Below are 18768 nucleotides of genomic sequence, written 5' to 3' on the forward strand. Positions count from 1 at the left end.
GTTTTGTTGTATCTACTGCGACCAGAATCACACTTCCTCCCCCATGCTCCACAACTCTGAGCACAAACCTTTCTTGACCTGCAACAACACTTGCCAGAAAACACTTTTTGGCAACTTGGTCAACCATGGCGAGGCACCAAAAAAGCTGCCTTAGAACTTTTAGACCATCCCAGATATTTGTGAATTCATCCCTGAACTGACTAGCATTTAGATATCCCACACAAATCAATCAGGAGATTTTCAGGTGTCGATACGCGTTCAAACTCTCACAAGATCAGCGATTTCGGGGCTTTCAATGCTCCTCGCATGTTTCCTCGCATTGGCCTATTTCATCGTTTCTCAAGGCGCCTCACAGGCTGCAACCGTCAATGACATCGTCAAGGATGTCAAGCTCTCTGGAGTCAGCTCCTCGACGAAGCTCGGCGTTGGCACCATGATGCAGGTTGACTTCACCATCGATGGAACGGGGAAGGCTATCCGCCAGGGAGACACTTTCACCATCCAAGCGCCCCCGGAGCTCAACACCTTCGCTTCAACCGGCACGCAACTTCAATTCGACATGATTGCCCCTGATGGTCAGGTCGCTGTCAATTGCTCTGCTCCCGCACCTGAACCCGGAGCGGTCATCACCTGTACCTTCACAGACTACGCAAACTCCCACCAGAACATCACCGGTTCAGGTTGGGCAAAGATGAGCGCAGCTGCAAAGACTACTGCTGGCGCAGTGTCCTTCTTGATTGATGGCAAGGCTGTTTCTGTTCAGCTCCCCGGTGACGGAACCGGAATTGGCGACACCAATATCGGAAAAACCACCAAACACAACAAGGGCGGAACAGTCGACTCCGATGATCCTTCGTTGATTAACTGGTCGATTAACGTCGTGGAGTCAGGAATCTCGGTCGACACCATCACTGTTGACGATACCTTCACGAATGACAATGGTGGCTACACCTTGGCCAACGAGCCCTCAATGTTAGTGTGGGCTAACGGAGACGACTTCCCCTTGGGAGATTCCACAACGGTATCGAATGGCGATGCTCTGAACGGCGGCACCTTCACCGTCACAAAGAAGGCCGACGGCAGCGGTTTCACCGCAACTTGGCCGAAGGGCAACGGAAACGCAATCTATTCGATCTCCTATGACACCAAGATCAAGAACTCGGCAATGGTCGGTAAGTCTGCAACCTTTACTAACAACGCCTCTGTCAACGCCGTTGCATTGGTCGGAAAAGCGGTAATCACAGCCGATGGTGGCGGTTCAACCGACGACAATCCCTCATTGCCTCGCCCCACACCAACGACAACGACTCCGGAACCTACCCCGAGTACGACAACACCGGAGCCAACCCCAAGCACAACCACTCCCGAGCCGACCCCTACCACAACGACTCCGGAACCAACCCCCACGACGACTGAGGCCACCCCGGAGCCTACTCCCAGCACGACGACTCCCGAGCCGACCCCAACGACAACAACACCGGAGCCAACCCCAAGCACAACCACTCCGGAACCAACACCGACGACTACTGAGCCAACTCCGGAGGTCTCAACAACAACTCCTCAGCCTGCGGCCTCGACAAGTAGCACGACTCCTCCGGTAAGCCCCGAGACAAGCAACCCTCCGCTTCCGCCGGCACCACAGCAGAATGTGCCCCCCGCGGCTCCTTCACCCAAGGAAGCGAATCGTTCCCTTGCTTCGACTGGCACCGATGCGACTCTTGCCGCAGCTGCTGCACTGAGTGCGGCAATTGGCGGCGGGCTGCTTGTAGCCCGCACTCGTCGCGAACAGGATTGAGACAAAGAGTCAATCAGGTTTGTGCATGAAGCCCCGACATAGGGACACAAGGGCACAGCCCTGATCGGCCGATACGCAATCGACTCAATACACAACAGGGTGGGGGCCAGACGCTGCGCGTCTGGCCCCCACCCTGTTATAACCGCATCTAGCGGTGGTGATTAGTCTTCGCGGGTCGTAACCTCAATGATCTGAACTTCAGCGGAATCTGGGATATCAGCCGCGCGAGGAGCAGATTTTCCAGAAGCACTAGTCGAAGGCTCATCAACCACGGTGCTGTCAACAACGCGCACACCCGGTCGCGGGGCCCCATAGCGCGAAGGAGCGTCTTGCCCCATGCCGCGACGCATCGCGCGACGGACAAAGAAAATGAAGGCAGCTGAAATCAGTGCAACACCGATGACAACGATCAGAATCAGGTTGCCCAGTAGCGTAAGAAGTCCACCAATCATGCATTCACCCTACACTGGGCACAATGGTCGTGAGAGAATAGAGCCCTCAGCTCTAAACGAACATGTCACTGAAGACGCATCGCCTTCGCCTGTGCATGTTCCACTCGGTGTCGGCAGGAAGAGGCGGTTATATATGGGAAAACGAGCCGAAACCCAGGACCGTCTCCTCGCAGCAACTCGACACATCATCATCACCGAAGGCATTGAAGCTACATCACTTGAGCACATCTGCGCAGTTGCAGGTTTTACCCGCGGCGCCTTCTACTCAAATTTTTCCTCTAAAGACTCACTGCTGGGAATCTTGGCCGAAGGCGAATACGCCGACCTGATCCAACGCCTGCGTGAACGCGTCCTTTTGTGGGAGAACGCCCAAACCCCCGCTTCCCAGGGAGGTGAGGGGGATCGTCACCTCCTCATGGAAAACCTGCTCTACGAAGCCTTGGACGCAATCCATATTGACGAAGGGCTCTACATCCTCCACTCCGAGATGCTCATGCGCTCAATCCGCGACCCCGAGTGGGGTATGCGACTGCTGGACCTCAATCGTGAATTTGCAGATCAACTCGGTTCGGTTCTGCAGACAATCCTGACGGCCGCTGGCCGCGAACTTACGGTTCCCATTGGTGCGCTTACCCAAAGTGTCATCGGTGTCGTCATGCGCGCTGCAGGCCTTGCGGGTTGGCGTCAATCCATTCGCGAGTACCGGAGTAAGCAGAGTACTGCTACAAACTCCGGCTACCCAGCGCCAGCTCCTCACGAAGATCACCCCCCGCTCCCACCTGCCCACACAGCCTCACAGGCCAGCCCGGCAACCCGATCAATTCTCGAAGTCGTCCTGGTCCTGCTCTACGCCTGCTCGCGCGAAATCGACTGAAAATACACATCGGTATCGCTCTCAAAGCGTTTTCAAAGGAAACTTCAAGAGTCGCAGAATTACGCCGAAAACTCATAGCATCTCATCTGCGTTCCGGGCGCATCCCTCACAATATGCACCCCTGTATTTGTCCGCTCATGCGGCGAATTGAACGATGGGTGTAATGCAGATTGATCAAGAAGCACCCGTCCTTCACTGCGACGAAGTTGACTCAACGAACACTCACCTTGCCCACATCGTGCTCGGCGAGGGGTCAACTGCGCCTTCGGGGATAGCGCTGTGGGCAAGCCGCCAGAACAAGGGTCGCGGACGCGATGGACGCGTCTGGCTCTCTTCCGATGAAGCGCTGACTTTCTCTCTCATGGTTGAGGCCTCGGAAAGCGAATTGGAATGGCTGACCGCGCTGGCCGGGGTCGCACTCCTGCGCACGATCCGCAGCACAGGGCTCGACGCAGCAGCAGGCGGTGAGGACACACTTTCACTCAAGTGGCCAAACGATCTGCTCATCAACGGACGTAAAGCCGCTGGAATTCTCTGCGAACACCTCGACACAAGCGATGAGACCCACCGCGTGATCGTTGGCATCGGGTTAAACATCGGCGCACTACCGCTTGAAGTTCGTGACTTCGCCGCAAGCTTTGACACCTCAATGAGCAGCGACGAACGCGAATTATTCATCCGCGAACTGCGCATAAACCTCCAACGGCTCTTCACGCTACCCGGCGCACCCGAATCCTGGCGCGAGGAGTACAGCTCATACATGCGCATCTTCGGCACGCAATGTCCACTGCACCTTCCCGGGGGCATTCGCTTCACCGCGACTCCGATCAGCATCGATGAGCACGCGCACCTGATCTGCCGCTCCACGGAAGGCGAAATTCTCACCGTCACTACGGGGGAAATTTCCCCCACCCCACTAGTGGAAGGACACCTGTCATGACGATTGCCCTTTCTCCCGTTCTGGTTGCGAACCGAGGTGAAATTGCGGTTCGCGTCATTCGTACCCTTCGCGAAATGGGTTTGGATTCCGTCGCTGTCTACGCTGAGGCCGATCGGGATACCTTGGCCTGCGAGCTCGCAACCTCCGCCTACAGCCTGGGTGGGAAGAGCGCTGCTGAGACCTACCTGAATCCGGAAGCGATTCTCGAGGCCGCCGCAAAGTCGGGCGCACGAGCAATCCACCCCGGATACGGCTTCCTTTCCGAGAACGCCGATTTCGCCTCGCGCGTCGCAGAAGCCGGCTTGGTGTGGATTGGTCCTTCCGCCGAGGCCATTGAGGCCTTGGGGGACAAAATTCGAGCACGCGAACTGGCTGATTCGTGCCAGGTCCCAACGATCACCGGTCGTTCCTTGGAAGGAAGCAGCGTCGAGGATGCACTTGAGCTGGCACAGTCCATTGGCTACCCAGTCCTGATCAAGCGTGCCGATGGCGGCGGTGGGCGCGGAATCACTCGCATGAATTCCGACTCAGATATTCGTGATTTCTACACGAACCTGATCGATCCTTCGACATTGACCCTGTGCTTCATGGAGAAATTTATTTCTCACGGTCGTCACGTCGAAACCCAATGCGCCCGCGATTCTTTCGGAACTTTCGCAGTCGTTTCGACGCGAGATTGCTCGGTCCAGCGTCGCAACCAGAAGGTTGTTGAAGAAGCTCCTGCTCCTTTCATCTCCGAAGAACTCCACGCAGCACTTGAGGAGTACTCCCGCGCACTCTTTGACGCGGTCCAGTATGTGGGTGTCGGCACCTGCGAGTTCTTGGTAGAAGATGGCAAGGCTTATTTCCTGGAGGTCAACCCTCGCCTGCAGGTCGAACACACAGTTTCTGAAGAGGTCACCGGAATCGATCTGGTTCGCGAACAGATCCGAATTGCTCAAGGTCTTCCACTGAGCGAGATCCCCTCTACTCGCGGTCATGCGATCGAAGTGCGAGTCACCAGTGAGGATCCCGCTCAGGAACTCATGCCCGCAACCGGTCGTTTGAGCGCAATCCAGTGGCCCGGCGGCCCCGGGGTCCGTGTCGATTCCTTCATCCGTCCCGGTGAAGAAATCGGAACCGACTTCGACTCTCTCATTGCAAAAATCACCGTTCATGCGCCGACGCGCATTCAAGCAATTATTCGCCTCCAGCGGGCGCTGGATGAATTTCGCGTCGAGGGTCTGCCAACCTCCGCTCCCCTACTCGCTCATATCCTGGCAACTCCCGAATTTCGAAGCGAACAAAGCGACAGCTTGGGTGTCTACACCCAGTGGTTGGAACGCGAAGGAGTTCTCGAAGAGGTTGCACGCGAGCTCTCGGCTGCGGGCGGCACACAATCACGTGAGGCCTCGGAAGAAGGAAACGAAGCGCACGCACTGCGCTCCTTCGTCATTGAAATTGACGGAAAGCGCACAACGCTGAGCCTTCCAGCGGAACTATTGGCCGCAGCCGGGGGCGAATCGGGGGGCCGCGCACTCCGGCCTCGTCAGCCACTGCGACGCTCACTGCGCCCGCGCACTGGGGCAAACGACGAGGGCCCGAACGTCACCTCCCCCATCCAAGCAACCGTCATCCGCATCGCCGTCGAAGAAGGCCAAGAGGTCGAAGAGGGCGAACTGGTTGCAGTCATTGAGTCCATGAAGATGGAAAAGGCCCTAAACGCGGGTTGCTCGGGAACGATCTCGGCGATTCACGTCTGCGCGGGCGACACCGTCAAAGCAGGAGACGTCTTGGTGAGCATTAAGGAGGAAGCATGACCCCATCGAGCGCCAAGCGAATCGACGAGGCCGAAGAGCACGAAGCCATCAGCCGCCGAAACTTCTACGATCGCACGCACAGCATCTTGGAAGCGGCAGAAGAAAAAGCACGTCAGGCGCAGCATGCTCGCGGACGTCAAACCGCCCGCGAGCGCTTGGACTACCTGCTTGACGAAGGCTCCTTCAGCGAGCTCAACCGCTACGCCGGCGGCGACATCGAAGCCGGCGAGCTCGGTTCTGCCGTCATCACGGGTATCGGCACGCTGGATGGTCGCCCAGTCGCCGTTTATGCACAGGACTTCTCTATCCGCGGCGGCACACTGGGCAAGGTGGAAGGCGATAAGATCCTTCTCCTCATGGATCGCGCCCTCTCCATGCGAATTCCAATCATTGCGCTTTTGGATTCGGGCGGCGCTCGCATCCAAGAAGGCGTCACCGCGCTTGCACAATACGGTCGAATTTTCCGAAAGACCACCGAAGCCTCGGGAGTCGTCCCTCAGATTTCGGTCATCTTGGGTCCCTGCGCGGGTGGTGCGGTCTACGGGCCGGCGCTCACCGACTTCATCATCATGACGAAGAACTCCTCGTACATGTTTGTTACCGGTCCCTCTGTTGTGAAGGCTGCGACCGGCGAGGAAATCTCCTCTGAAGACCTGGGTGGTGGCGACCTGCATAACTCGGTGTCGGGCGTTGCGCACTTCCTTGCCGAAGATGAGAATGAGGCCCTGGATTACGCACGTACTCTGCTGTCCTACCTGCCGCAGAACTGCGATAAGAGGCCTCCGCGCTACCTCTTCGAAAACGATGGCACCGAAGAACGCGCACACGAGGTCGCATCCCTGGTTCCGGAATCCCCCAAGCAGGACTACGACATGGTCGAGGTCATTGAAGCGCTTGTCGATCACGGGGAATTCCTAGAGGTTCAGCCCCTGTTCTCTCCTTCCATCGTTGTTGGCTTCGCCTGCTTTGAAGGACGGCCGGTTGGAATTGTTGCCAACCAGCCCAGCATCGATGCAGGAACTCTGGATGTGAACGCCTCTGAAAAGGCCGCACGTTTTGTTCAATTCCTTGATGCCTTCGGGATCCCGATTATCACCCTTGTTGACGTCCCTGGATATCGTCCCGGTTCTGAACAGGAACGAGCGGGAATCATTCGCCGTGGCGCCAAATTGATCACCGCCTATGCGACCGCAACCGTCCCCATGATCACCGTTATTTTGCGCAAGGCATTTGGCGGCGCCTACATCGTCATGGGCTCGAAGTCGCTGGGCGCAGATGTGAACTTCTCATGGCCGGCTTCTCAAATTGCCGTGATGGGCTCTGAAGGGGCGGTGGACATCGTCTTCCGTCGCCAGCTTGCCGCGGCCGGGAAGGAAGGGCGCGATATTGCCCAGCAGCGAGCGCACTACCAGGAAATGTATGAGCGCCAGGCGATGAACCCGAATCTTTCTCTGAAAAACGGAGAGCTCGATGCTCTGATCGAGCCTTCAACAACCCGCCAGAACATTTGCCAAGCCCTATCGGTCCTCCATCTGAAGGACCGCACCGTAACGACCCCACGCGTCCACGATAACGCCCCTATGTGATGAGGAAAGTAGATTAATCATGACCGCATTTTTTGCCGAAATCCCCACTCCCTACGCACTCACCTTTGCGGGACAGGGGTCCGCGTGGCGCCCTGCTCTTTCGACCTCTCTGTCTTTCCCCCCTCACGCCGCGCTGCTGCGCAAGCACTACCAGGCGATGCGTGAGCTTCTTGCTCCCGTTGCCGGTGAGCTTCTCACCAGCGCCCCCGGTTCATTGGAACGCCTGAACGCTCTTCTGGACGGCAACACTCAGGACCTTCCTCTGGACCGTTCTGCCTCCGTCTCTGTCCCCGGTATTACCTTGGCTCAGCTGGCTGCTCTGGCAGATCTTGATGCAACCCAGTTGGATGTCCACACGACTTCTCCCCTGCTGCTCGGTCATTCCCAGGGCATCTTGGGCGCCGAGGTTGCCCGCGCGTGGATCACCCGCGATGACCAGCGCCTCACTCACGTCCTGGCCCTCGCAGTGCTCATCGGCGCCGCTGCACAATCAGTCAGCATCCGTTTGGGCGCGACAAACTTGGGCGAAGCAACCCCGATGCTTTCCGTTCGCGGTCTGCCGGCCTCGATGATTACCGAGGCCGTTGAGGGTTCTCCCGTTTCTCTGGCCGTTGTCAACGGCCCGCGTTCCGTTGTTCTTTCCGGTCGCCCGGGCGATCTTGAAGCCTGCCGCCGTCAGCTTGAGGCTCAGGTTGTAGCCGCGAACCGCGCGCTGGAAGAGCACCTGACCGGTGGTACTCCTCTTGAGGCAATCGTCGAGTTCCTGCCTGTTTCTGCCCCCTTCCATTCGCCTCTGTTGGAGGAAGCAGTCGCGCAGGTGGTTTCGTGGGCACGGAGCTTGGCGGCAGCCGGTCACGGAATTGATGACGCCGAGGCCGAGCGCGTTGCCCGCGCAATCCTCGTTGAGCGCGATGACTGGTCGGCAGCGATTTCCGCAGCCCTCGGCCAAGGCGTGAAGACCTTCGTTGATCTTGGGCCGTCGAATATGCTCACTCGCCTGACCCAGGACCTCCTGGATGGAACCGGCGCACAGATCGTGGATGCCTCGACTGCATCGCGCCGCACCGAACTGGATGAAGAAGGCTCGTCAATCGAAGCGCCCGCAGACTGGTCACAGTTTGCTCCCAAGGTTGTTGCACTTCCCGACGGACGTCGCGTGGTTTCCACTGCATTCACCCGCTTGACGGGACGCTCTCCCATCATCCTTCCGGGTATGACTCCCACGACCGTCGGGCCTCGTATTGTTGCCGCGGCCGCAAATGCTGGTCACTGGGCGGAAATGGCCGGTGGCGGCCAGTACTCCGAAGAGGTCTTCACCGAGCACCGTCTTGAGCTTCAAAAGCTCCTTGAACCCGGCCGTACCGCGGGGTTCAACACGATGTTCTTTGATCGTTTCATGTGGAACCTGCAATTTGGCGTCAACCGCATTGTTCCCAAGGCCCGCCGCGCAGGTGCTCCCATCGACGCGGTAACCATCGCCGCCGGTATCCCCGAATTGGACGAGGCCCGCGAGTTGATCGCGCAGCTGCGCGCCGATGGCTTCGAATACCTGTGCCTGAAGCCCGGAACCGTCGAGCAGATCGAACAGGTCGTTCGTATCGCACAGGCGAACCCGGATCAGACCCTGATTATTCAGGTGGAAGACGGCCACTCTGGCGGCCACCACTCGTGGGAAAACCTCGACGATCTGCTTCTGGCTACCTACGCGCAAATCCGTCGCACTCCCAACCTCGTTCTTGCTGTTGGTGGCGGTATTGGTTCGGCTGCGGACGCTGCTCGCTACATCACCGGACAGTGGTCCGTGGATCTGGGTTCGGCACCGATGCCCGTCGATGCTGTTCTGGTGGGTACGGCCTCGATGGCAACCCTGGAAGCCGAAACTTCTCCTCAGGTGAAGCAACTGCTCAAGGACACCCCCGGTGTTGGCGGTGATGGCTGGGTCGGTACCGGCCAGGTCCGCGGTGGTATGACCTCCGGTTTGTCCCACCTGAACGCGGACATGCATGAGATTGAGAACTCCTCTGCTCGCGCTTCCCGCCTGATTCACGAGGTCGGTTCCGACCAGGAGTCCATCGACGCACACCGCGATGAACTCATCGAGGCCATGAACAAGACGGCAAAGCCGTACTTCGGTGAGCTCTCTGAGATGACCTACGCCGATTGGGCGCGCCGCGTCATTGACCTGTCCTACCCCTGGGCCGATTGGACGTGGACGGATCGCGCTCTGGATCTCTTCCACCGTATTGAGTCCCGCCTGAACCCGGCCGACCACGGCGATATCCCCACGCTTTTTGAAAGCCGCGATGATCTTGAAGACGGCCAGGCAGCTTTGGCCCGCCTGCTCGAGGCCTACCCTCAGGCCGAGACCACCCGCGTGATTCCCGCCGATGTCGCATGGTTCCCGGTCCTGTGCCGCAAGCACCACAAGCCCATGCCTTTCGTTCCCGTTCTGGACGGCGATCTTGCTCGCTGGTGGGGAACCGACACGCTGTGGCAGTCCCAAGACGCGCGTTTTGATGCAGACGCAGTCCGCATCATCCCCGGTCCCCGTTCGGTCGCCGGAATTGATCGCGTTGATGAGCCCATCGGTGAGATGTTTGCCCGTTTCGAGCAGGCAGTCGTCGATGCTGTCTCCACAGACGACGCGCGCGTTCCCCAGGTCTGGTCTCGTTTCCACGATCTGGCTGACGCGGCCTCGTTCCTGCGGGAAATCTCCCACATCCAGTGGGCGGGCAACCTGGTCGACAACCCGGCCTACACCTCGGTTGAGGCCACGGAAATCCTTCACGATGAGGGCGGCTACTCGATTCGCATCCACTGCGATTCGATGTGGGATGAGACCCCGAATAGCTCTCACCACTCAGTTGAGTACATCGACATCCCCGTTCTTCTCTCCAGCGCATGCATGACCGGCGCTTACCCGGTTGTTGACATGTCGCGACTGTCCATGACCGCTTACGATCTGCTTGCCGGCGCCGCTGGTGTGGGCACGACAACCGTGAATGGCGACCACATCGAGAAGATGCCCGCTGTCATCCCCGGCGAAGGTTTTGGCACGGTTCGCGACTCCTTCACTTTCACCGAGAACCTGGGCTACGCTCACGGAGCAGTGACCGGTGGTGCGCTGTCAACACAGCTCGCCTCGGGAGTGCCCGATGCGTTGGTCGGCCCCTGCTGGCCCGCGATTTACGCCGCACTGGGCTCGGCAATGTACCAGGGAGTGCCTGTCATTGAAGGTCTGGTCAACGCCGTTCACCTCGATCACTCGATCTTCTTCGATGCCCCGCTTCCCGCTTTTGGAACCCGCGTCGAGGTCGTGGGACGCTGCGCCGAGCTTGCTGAGTCTTCGGCCGGTCGCGTGGTGCGCGTCGAACTTGAGTTGAGTGCTGAAGGTACCGTTTTTGCCCGCTTGGTTGAGCGTTTCGCTATCCGAGGCCGCATTGCTTCGACCCAGCCGCCCGCTCCGGCACCCGAGGTCGCAGATTCCTACACGGATACACCGCGTTCCTTCCTGCGTCACGTACGCGTTCAGGCTCCCGAAAACATGACGGCCTTCGCCATTGTTTCCGGAGACTTCAACCCCATTCACACCTCCTACGCTGCTGCACGCCTTTCCGGCCTTTCAGCTCCGCTGGTTCACGGAATGTGGTTGTCCGCGACCGTTCAGCATCTGCTGTGCGCTCACTCAACTCAGCCGGTTGACAGCCCTGATCGACTGGGGGTCATTCGTTCCGTTGACATGCCCGAGGTCGAGATTGAAGCATGGTCCTACCGCATGTTCGGCATGGTTCAGCTCTCGGACATCGTCGATATCACCATTGAGCGCGTGGGTCGTATCGGTGGCGAATTGGTCCTTGAAGCTACATGCCGCATTGGCGATGAGGTCGTCTCCATCGCGCGTGCACTCACTCGCGCACCCCGCACCGCTTATGTCTACCCCGGTCAGGGTATCCAGCGAAAGATGATGGGCTTGGAGCACATGAGCTCAACCGCTCGCGAGGTGTGGGCACAAGCCGATGCTCATACTCGCAAGGCACTGGGCTTCTCCATCGAGGCCATTGTTCGCACAAACCCGACCGAACTTCGCGTCGGTAACGAGGTCTTCCGCCACCCCAAGGGCGTCCTCAACCTCACGCAATTCACCCAGGTCGCTCTGGCCACTTTGGCCTACGCCCAGACCGAGGAACTCCGCACGGAAAACGCCCTTGTAGATCACTCCTTCTACGCGGGACACTCTTTGGGCGAATACACCGCCCTCTCCGCCTACGCACGGATCTTCCCCCTCGAGCAGGTTCTGGAAATCGTGTTCCAGCGCGGTTCAGCCATGCACCACTTGGTCGAACGCGACGCACAGGGTCGATCGAACTACGCAATGGGAGCTCTTCGCCCCAACCAATTCGGTATGGGCGACGCAGAGGTCCGCGACTACGTGGCCTCGATCGCTGAAAAGTCCGGCGAATTCTTGGAGATTGTCAACTACAACCTGGCTGGTTCTCAGTACTCGGTTGCTGGAACAGTCGCCGGCCTGAAGGCCTTGGAAGAGGACACCGCACAGCGTGCCCGCGAACACGGTGGTCGCCGAGCGCTCATCATGATCCCCGGAATCGATGTTCCCTTCCACTCCTCACGCCTGCGCGCTGGTGTCCCGGCCTTCCGCGACAAGCTCGATTCTCTGCTTCCCCAGGACATTAACCTTGAGGTTCTCGAAGGACGCTACATCCCGAACTTGGTTGCTCGTCCCTTCGAGCTCACTCAAGATTTTGCTGAGTCGATCCTTGACGTTGTCCCGTCTGAGGCAACTCAAAAGATCGTCGACAATTGGGATGAATCGATTGCTCATCCGCAGGCCACCGCACGTACCCTGCTCATCGAGCTTCTCTCGTGGCAGTTTGCTTCGCCGGTTCGATGGATTGAGACTCAGGATCTGCTCTTCAGCGCTCCCCCGCAGGGCTTGGGCGTTGAGCGCGTGATTGAGATCGGTTTGGCATCCTCGCCGACCCTGGCAAACATGGCTTCGCGGACGCTTTCACAGCCTAAGTTCGCGCAGACAAATATCGATGTGCTGAACGTCGAGCGTGACGCCGCACGCACCCGTAACGAGGACGCGGTCGCTCAGCCCGAACGTGCACAATCCGACGCGTCGGCACCCAGCGACGAGGCCACTCCCGCTGCACCCGAAAGCAACGCCTCGGCAGTGGAAGCCCCCTCGGCAAGCGCTCCTGCGGCCGAAGCACCTTCTGCCACCCCGGCGCCAGCCCCCGCGGCTGCGGCAAGCGGAACCATGCCGGAACTCCCGCTCTCGGCCTCGGATGCTATCCGCGTTCTTCTCGCCTTCTCGAACAAGCTCCTCCCCGAGCAGATCGATGCCTCTGACACGGTCGAAACCCTGACAAATGGCGTGTCGTCAAAGCGCAACCAGCTGCTCATGGACATGGCCGCTGAGCTCTCGCTCTCGACCATCGAAGGCGCGGCCGAAGCATCGATGGGCGATCTCTTCGCGACCATCGACACTCTGGTTCCCAGCTACACGCCTTTTGGTCCGGTCCTCAGCGACGCAATCAACTCCAAGTTGCGCAAGATCTTCGGTTCGGCCGGTCTTCCCGCAAGCTTCACAACCGGTTACGTCAAGGACAATTGGGGCCTGAGCGAACAGTGGGCCGCACGCGTGAATGCAGAAATCCTGCTGGGCACCCGTGAAGGCGACTCGATTCGTGGCGGTAGCCTCTCGACTCTGCCCGGCTCGGTTTCCTCCGCGAAGGATGCCTCGGCGCTCATCGATCAGGCTCTGTCTTTGATCGCAGCACGCGAGGGCTTGACTCTCTCGCGTCCAAGCTCCGGTGGTGGCGCCGGCGGCGAGGTCGTTGATTCTGCGGCTTTGCGCGACCTGGAAGATCGCATTTTGGGTGAGCGCGGCATCTTGGCCAACCAAGCACGCGACATTCTCAAGGTTTTGGGTATCTCTACTGCCCCCGCTGCAGTAGAGAGCGAAGATTCCTCCGCTCTGATCGCGGCTGTCGAGGCCGAACTTGGGGCAAATTGGGAAGCCTCCGTGCGCCCCGCCTTTGATGAAGGCCGTGCGGTCCTCCTTGACGATCGCTGGGCAACTGCTCGCGAAGACCTCGCCCGCATCTTTGCAGGTGCGACTTCCGCTGAAAGCCTTGCGCCTGAACGCCTACGCGGCGCGGGACAATCACTGAGCGAACTGGCAAAGTGGTACAGCGCCAACACCTCGGATGCAGGTCTCAAGGACTACTTCGCCCGCGTCGCCCAGGCTGCTCTTGAGGCACCTGAAGGCCGCTTCGCCGGAGATGTCGCTCTTGTGACCGGCGCTGCTCCCCACTCGATCGCGGCTGCAGTCGTAGGCGAGCTTCTTGCCGGTGGCGCAACCGTCATCATGACCTCCTCGCGAGTCAACGATGCACGACTGGCATTCGCCAAGGAGCTGTACCGCACACACGCCGCAATCGACGCAACCCTGTGGATCGTCCCCGCAAACATGGCATCCTTCCGCGATGTTGACGCACTGATCTCCTGGGTTGGTAGCGAACAGACCGAGACCCACGGAGCAACGACCGAAGTCGTCAAGCCCGCGCTTCTTCCCGATCTTTTCGTTCCCTTCGCAGCGCCTCGCGTTTCTGGGACCGTTGGTTCGGATCCTCAGGGTGCTCTTGCTCAAGAACGCCTGCTTCTGTGGAGCGTCGAACGCGCAATCCACCTGCTGTCCGGCTTGGGTGCAGACACGGCTCCCAACCACCGCACGCACATCTTGCTTCCCGGTTCGCCGAACCGCGGAATCTTCGGCGGTGACGGTGCATACGGCGAAGCAAAGGCAGCCTTCGACGCGATTGCGACCAAGTGGGAGCACGAGTCCGGTTGGCCGACACGCACGAGCATCGCTCACCCGCTGATCGGTTGGGTTCAGGGAACCTCCCTCATGGGTGGGAACGACATCCTAGTTCCCGCGGCTGAGGCGGCAGGCGTACACGTCTACACGACCGAAGAAATCGCCGGCGAACTCGCCCACCTCCTCACCCCTGAGGTCCGCGAGCAGGCTGCGCAGGCTCCTGTTCACGCTGACCTGACCGGCGGCTTGGCCGAGGCGGGACTTGACCTTCCCGCGCTGGCTCGCCAAGCACGCGAGCAGGCGACGGCCTCGGCACAGGAAGCTCAGGCGGAGAAGCAAGCAACCCTGCGGGCATTGCCCAACCCGGTTGTTCCTTCGCTGGCTGCACCAATCGCGTGGGCAACTCCTCGCGCGCAACTGCGCGATCAGATCGTCATTGTCGGCACCGGTGAAATTGGCACCTGGGGTTCGGGACGTACCCGCGAAGAGGCCGAATTCGGTCAGGACTTTGATCTGACCGCTGCCGGCGTCCTCGAGATGGCCTGGATGATGAAGCTCATCAACTGGTCTGATAGCCCGCAGCCCGGCTGGTACGACGCTTCTGGAGCACCGGTTGACGAGGCCGAAATCTACGATCGTTTCCGCGATGAAGTTGTTGCCCGATCGGGTATCCGTCGCTTCAACGACGATTCAAACATGATCGATTGCGGTTCGAATGACGTTCGCACGGTCTTCTTGACCAGCGAGCAGACCTTCACCGTGGACACCAAGGCTGAAGCCGAAGACTACGTCTTGGCAGATCCTTCGCACACGACGATCTGGGAAGAAAACGGTACGTGGCATGTCACCAAGTCCGCTGGTTCCCCCGTCCAAGTCCCCGCACGTGCAACTCTGACTCGTACGGTCGGCGGCCAGATCCCTGAAGACTTCGATCCGGCTCAGTGGGGAATTCCCGCTTCCATGGTCGAGGCCCTGGACCGCATCGCTGTGTGGAACTTGGTCACCGCAGTGGATGCCTTCATCACTTCGGGCTTCTCCCCCGCTGAGCTCCTGCAGGCCGTCCACCCCGCGGACGTGTCCTCGACACAGGGCACGGGTATCGGTGGCATGGAGTCCCTGCGCCACGTCTTCCTCTCGCGCTTCCTAGGTGAAGATCGCCCGCAGGACATCCTTCAAGAGGCCCTGCCCAATGTTGTGGCCGCACACACCATGCAGTCCTTCATTGGCGGCTACGGCCAGATGATCCACTCGGTGGGTGCCTGCGCAACTGCCGCGGTTTCCATCGAGGAAGCTGTCGATAAGATTCGTCTGGGCAAGTCTGACTTCGTTGTCGCCGGCGGTATCGACGATATTTCAGTCGAATCGCTCACCGGTTTCGGCAACATGAACGCGACCGCCGAGTCCGCCGCGCTTGAAGCACGTGGAATTACCCCGCGTCACTTCTCTCGCGCCGGAGACCGTCGTCGTGCAGGCTTCCTCGAGGCCGCTGGTGGCGGCACCCTGCTGGTCACCCGCGGCGATATCGCAGCGGATCTGGGCCTGCCGGTCCAAGCGGTTATCGCCTTCGCACGTTCCTTCGCAGACGGTGCGCACACCTCGATCCCTGCCCCCGGCCTCGGCGCCCTGGCGGCAGCACGCGGTGGTCGCAATTCCGCGCTGGCCCGCGCCCTTGAGGACCTCGGTCTGAGTGCGGACGATATCGCGGTTGTCTCCAAGCACGACACCTCAACTCGCGCGAATGACCCGAACGAGGCCGAGCTTCACTCGCGCCTATCGGCGGCACTCGGACGTTCAGCGGGTAACCCGCTGTATGTCGTGTCGCAGAAGACCCTGACCGGTCACGCAAAGGGTGGCGCTGCGCTCTTCCAGGCGGCAGGTTTGATCGATATCTTCCGTCGCCAGGAACTGCCCGCAAACCGCGCGCTGGATTGCTTGGATCCGGAAATGGCTCAGTGGATGCCGCTTCTGTGGCTGCGTCAGCCGCTGGACATGTCCGCTTCCCCCATCCGCGCCGGTGTCCTGACCTCGCTGGGCTTTGGCCACATCGCCGCGATGGTCGTCCTTGTTCACCCCGCTGCCTTTGAGGCTGCGTTGCGTGCCGAGCGCGGCGAGGCCGCTCTGGCTCAGTGGCGTGAACGCGCCCAGAAGCGCTTGGAAGAGGGACGTCGTCACCTGGAGCAGGGAATGATCGGACACGCGGAGCTCTTCGTTCCCATTGAGGGGCGTCGCCTTCCGGCAACCGACACTCACGAGGCCGAGGTTGCCCTGCTCCTGGATCCTTCCGCTCGCTTGGGTGCAGATGGCACCTACGCATCGGCGGCTTCGGATTCACAGGAAGCTCAGAACTGAGAACCGGCATGAAACCGGCAGCTATCGGTGTCGACCTGGTCGATGTTGCTTCTTTCGGGGAGCAACTCGGCCAGGAAGGCTCGGTATTTCATCAAGTCTTCACTGCTCGGGAGTGGAATGCAGCAGCGCGTTTCACTCCCGAACAGGGGGCATCCGCCTGCGAAGCTTCTGAGGCCCTTTCGCCTTCCCGCGCGGCTTCCGGACTATCGATGCGTTCGATTCAGTCCCTTGCAGCTCGCTGGGCAGCGAAGGAAGCCTTCATCAAGGCTTGGTCCTCGCTGTACTACGGTCACGAGGATCCACTTGAGCGAGACCAGGTTGATTGGGCCGAAATCGAAGTAGTGAATGACCGCTGGGGGCGCCCATCACTGCGCTTCCACGGAGCAATTGCCGACGCGCTTAAGCAAACAGAAGGCGAGATTTCAGCTTCACTCACATGGCTTGTTTCTTTATCCCACGACGGTAACTACGCGATCGCATGGATTCATGCGTACCCATCCGAATCACACTCTTCAAAGGATTTCTCATGACGACACCACTGGCTTCTTCGACTTTCTCACCGGTACTCGCTGACCATTTTGGTAACGCATCGCTTCGTCGAGATGCTCTTGCCGTTCTTGCTGGCGCGGGACTCGTAGGCATCCTGGCACAGGTCGCCATTCCTATGTGGCCTGTGCCCATCACCGGTCAAACTCTTGGTGTTCTGCTGGTCGGCGCTATTCTGGGCGCACGTCGTGGGGCTCTCTCACTGCTTTCTTATCTGGTACTTGGCCTTGCTGGAGTGCCATGGTTCTCCTCCGCAAGTGGCGGTATTGCAGCACTTGCAAAACCGTCTTTTGGTTTCATCATTGGCTTCATTCCGGCTGCATGGTTGATCGGAAAGCTCTCTGAGCGCGCATGGGATCGTCACCTCTGGCTGTCTCTCGCGGCATTTGGTGGCGCAACACTAGTTCCCTTCCTGCTTGGCATCCCCTACATGTGGCTTATTGTCCGCATGGGTGGTGTCAGCATGTCTTTCGTGCAGACCATGAATGCAGGATTCACGCCCTTTATCGTGGGCGGAATCATTAAGGCGATCGCCGGGGCCGCTGTGATTGGAAGCCTGTGGAAGGCGGTCGGCCGGGTGGGACTCGATCGATAAAACCGACGTCGACAGTTTTGATGGGTGTGGCCCGCGCACAATGCGCGGGCCACACCCATATCGTTTAATGAGGAGCGCTCGGCGCTTTCCTCAAGGCCGAACTACTCCTGAGTGGCCCTTCCATGCTTTGACGCACGTGTACGAACAACGATCCCGGCCGTTCCGGGGACAAACTCAGCGGGCTTGAGCTGAGGAAGCACCAGAGGCTGCTTCGCTTGAGTAGCGGGCTGTGTAGCGCTTCGAGGAGCCTGCTGAGCCTGGGAGCTCGCCTGAGGGGCATCGTTCGTCGCCGCGTAAGAGCGCACTCGACGAGGCGGCACCGAGCTGTGGCCATTGTGCAGAGCTGCAGCGGTCGGGTCGGCGTCTGGGGTTTCCTGTGCGGCAGGGGCCTCGGGAATGGAAATTTCCGGCCGGGCATGGGAAGCGGCCCAGCCACTCAGGGTTTCAATTTCAGGTTCTTTAGATTCACGTTCACGCGGAGGGATTCCAACGAAGGGGTTGTCCGGGCGATCCCGACGCGTTTCGAAGAATGCACGAAGCTGGACGGTTGCTTCCTGAGCCAGAACTCCGGGAACGACCTCGACCTGGTGATTGAGGCGAGAATCACGAAGAACATCGCGCAGCGACCCAGCTGCTCCAGCCTTGGGGTCCCATGCGCCAAAGACGACGCGGTCAACACGAGATGAAACTATTGCGCCCGCACACATCGTGCAGGGCTCCAGGGTGACAACCAGCGTGCAACCGATGAGATTCCATCGATTCAAACGCTTTCCGGCCTCTCGCAGGGCCATGATCTCAGCGTGACCGCAGGGATCATGCTCGGCCTCGCGGCAGTTCCAGCCGCGGCCGATAATCCGTCCTACTGAGTCAATAACGACCGCACCCACGGGGACATCTCCCAATTCGCGTGCTTTATTCGCGAGGAAGAGTGCGCGAGCCATCGCTTCTTTGTACTGATCCATAGTTGCCACCCCTTCAGCCTATCGCG

10 protein-coding genes are annotated in these 18768 nt (G+C 59.6%); 8 read left to right on the plus strand and 2 right to left on the minus strand.

What is annotated here, in order from left to right; translation table 11 throughout:
• Positions 1 to 244: 244 nt before the first annotated feature.
• The gene (locus tag ADG72_RS03680) at positions 245 to 1795 is read left to right on the plus strand and encodes an Ig-like domain-containing protein (RefSeq protein WP_239667647.1); all 1551 of its coding nucleotides are present in this window, start codon (positions 245 to 247) and stop codon (positions 1793 to 1795) included.
• Between the two features lie 161 nt (positions 1796 to 1956).
• On the opposite strand, the gene ADG72_RS03685 is transcribed toward ADG72_RS03680, so the two are convergent.
• On the minus strand, positions 1957 to 2247 hold the full coding sequence (locus ADG72_RS03685) for a hypothetical protein (protein WP_048712339.1): 291 nt from the start codon (positions 2245 to 2247) through the stop codon (positions 1957 to 1959).
• Positions 2248 to 2380: 133 nt separating this feature from the next.
• On the opposite strand from ADG72_RS03685, the gene ADG72_RS03690 reads away from it, so the two are divergent.
• The 7 genes from ADG72_RS03690 (at position 2381) to ADG72_RS03720 (ending at position 17780) form a co-directional block, all read left to right on the plus strand.
• Positions 2381 to 3121 carry a TetR/AcrR family transcriptional regulator gene (locus ADG72_RS03690; protein WP_048712341.1) on the plus strand — a complete coding sequence of 247 codons (741 nt, stop codon included), beginning with the start codon at positions 2381 to 2383 and terminating at the stop codon, positions 3119 to 3121.
• 163 nt (positions 3122 to 3284) lie between these two features.
• On the plus strand, positions 3285 to 4061 hold the full coding sequence (locus ADG72_RS03695; RefSeq protein ID WP_239667648.1) for a biotin--[acetyl-CoA-carboxylase] ligase: 777 nt from the start codon (positions 3285 to 3287) through the stop codon (positions 4059 to 4061).
• Positions 4058 to 5860, plus strand: coding sequence for a biotin carboxylase N-terminal domain-containing protein (locus ADG72_RS03700; RefSeq protein WP_048712344.1), 1803 nt, complete (start codon positions 4058 to 4060; stop codon positions 5858 to 5860). The genes ADG72_RS03695 and ADG72_RS03700 overlap by 4 nt, the downstream gene beginning before the upstream one ends.
• The gene (locus tag ADG72_RS03705; protein ID WP_048712346.1) at positions 5857 to 7446 is read left to right on the plus strand and encodes an acyl-CoA carboxylase subunit beta; all 1590 of its coding nucleotides are present in this window, start codon (positions 5857 to 5859) and stop codon (positions 7444 to 7446) included. The genes ADG72_RS03700 and ADG72_RS03705 overlap by 4 nt, the downstream gene beginning before the upstream one ends.
• A gap of 19 nt (positions 7447 to 7465) precedes the next feature.
• Positions 7466 to 16639 carry a type I polyketide synthase gene (locus ADG72_RS03710; protein ID WP_048712348.1) on the plus strand — a complete coding sequence of 3058 codons (9174 nt, stop codon included), beginning with the start codon at positions 7466 to 7468 and terminating at the stop codon, positions 16637 to 16639.
• Between the two features lie 8 nt (positions 16640 to 16647).
• Complete coding sequence (locus ADG72_RS03715) at positions 16648 to 17169, plus strand: holo-ACP synthase (protein WP_048712350.1); 522 nt, start codon at positions 16648 to 16650, stop codon at positions 17167 to 17169.
• Positions 17166 to 17780 carry a biotin transporter BioY gene (locus ADG72_RS03720; protein ID WP_048712351.1) on the plus strand — a complete coding sequence of 205 codons (615 nt, stop codon included), beginning with the start codon at positions 17166 to 17168 and terminating at the stop codon, positions 17778 to 17780. Before ADG72_RS03715 ends, ADG72_RS03720 begins: the two co-directional genes overlap by 4 nt.
• Positions 17781 to 17881: 101 nt before the next feature.
• Here the strand turns inward: ADG72_RS03720 and tadA are convergent, their stop codons facing one another.
• A complete protein-coding gene (tadA, locus tag ADG72_RS03725) occupies positions 17882 to 18742 on the minus strand; it encodes a tRNA adenosine(34) deaminase TadA (protein WP_048712353.1) in 861 nt (286 codons plus the stop codon).
• Between the last annotated feature and the right edge of the window lie 26 nt (positions 18743 to 18768).

The organism is Trueperella pyogenes, assembly GCF_001070855.1.
Classification (GTDB): domain Bacteria; phylum Actinomycetota; class Actinomycetes; order Actinomycetales; family Actinomycetaceae; genus Pauljensenia; species Pauljensenia pyogenes_A.

What these genes read in the sequence shown, in the direction of transcription:
- ADG72_RS03700 (WP_048712344.1), top strand. Translation starts at nt 4,058, where the DNA reads ATGACGATTGCCCTTTCTCCCGTTCTGGTTGCGAACCGAGGTGAAATT.
- ADG72_RS03715 (WP_048712350.1), top strand. Translation starts at nt 16,648, where the DNA reads ATGAAACCGGCAGCTATCGGTGTCGACCTGGTCGATGTTGCTTCTTTC.
- ADG72_RS03685 (WP_048712339.1), bottom strand. Translation starts at nt 2,247, where the DNA reads ATGATTGGTGGACTTCTTACGCTACTGGGCAACCTGATTCTGATCGTT.
- ADG72_RS03720 (WP_048712351.1), top strand. Translation starts at nt 17,166, where the DNA reads ATGACGACACCACTGGCTTCTTCGACTTTCTCACCGGTACTCGCTGAC.
- ADG72_RS03690 (WP_048712341.1), top strand. Translation starts at nt 2,381, where the DNA reads ATGGGAAAACGAGCCGAAACCCAGGACCGTCTCCTCGCAGCAACTCGA.
- ADG72_RS03705 (WP_048712346.1), top strand. Translation starts at nt 5,857, where the DNA reads ATGACCCCATCGAGCGCCAAGCGAATCGACGAGGCCGAAGAGCACGAA.
- ADG72_RS03710 (WP_048712348.1), top strand. Translation starts at nt 7,466, where the DNA reads ATGACCGCATTTTTTGCCGAAATCCCCACTCCCTACGCACTCACCTTT.
- ADG72_RS03695 (WP_239667648.1), top strand. Translation starts at nt 3,285, where the DNA reads ATGCAGATTGATCAAGAAGCACCCGTCCTTCACTGCGACGAAGTTGAC.
- tadA (WP_048712353.1), bottom strand. Translation starts at nt 18,742, where the DNA reads ATGGATCAGTACAAAGAAGCGATGGCTCGCGCACTCTTCCTCGCGAAT.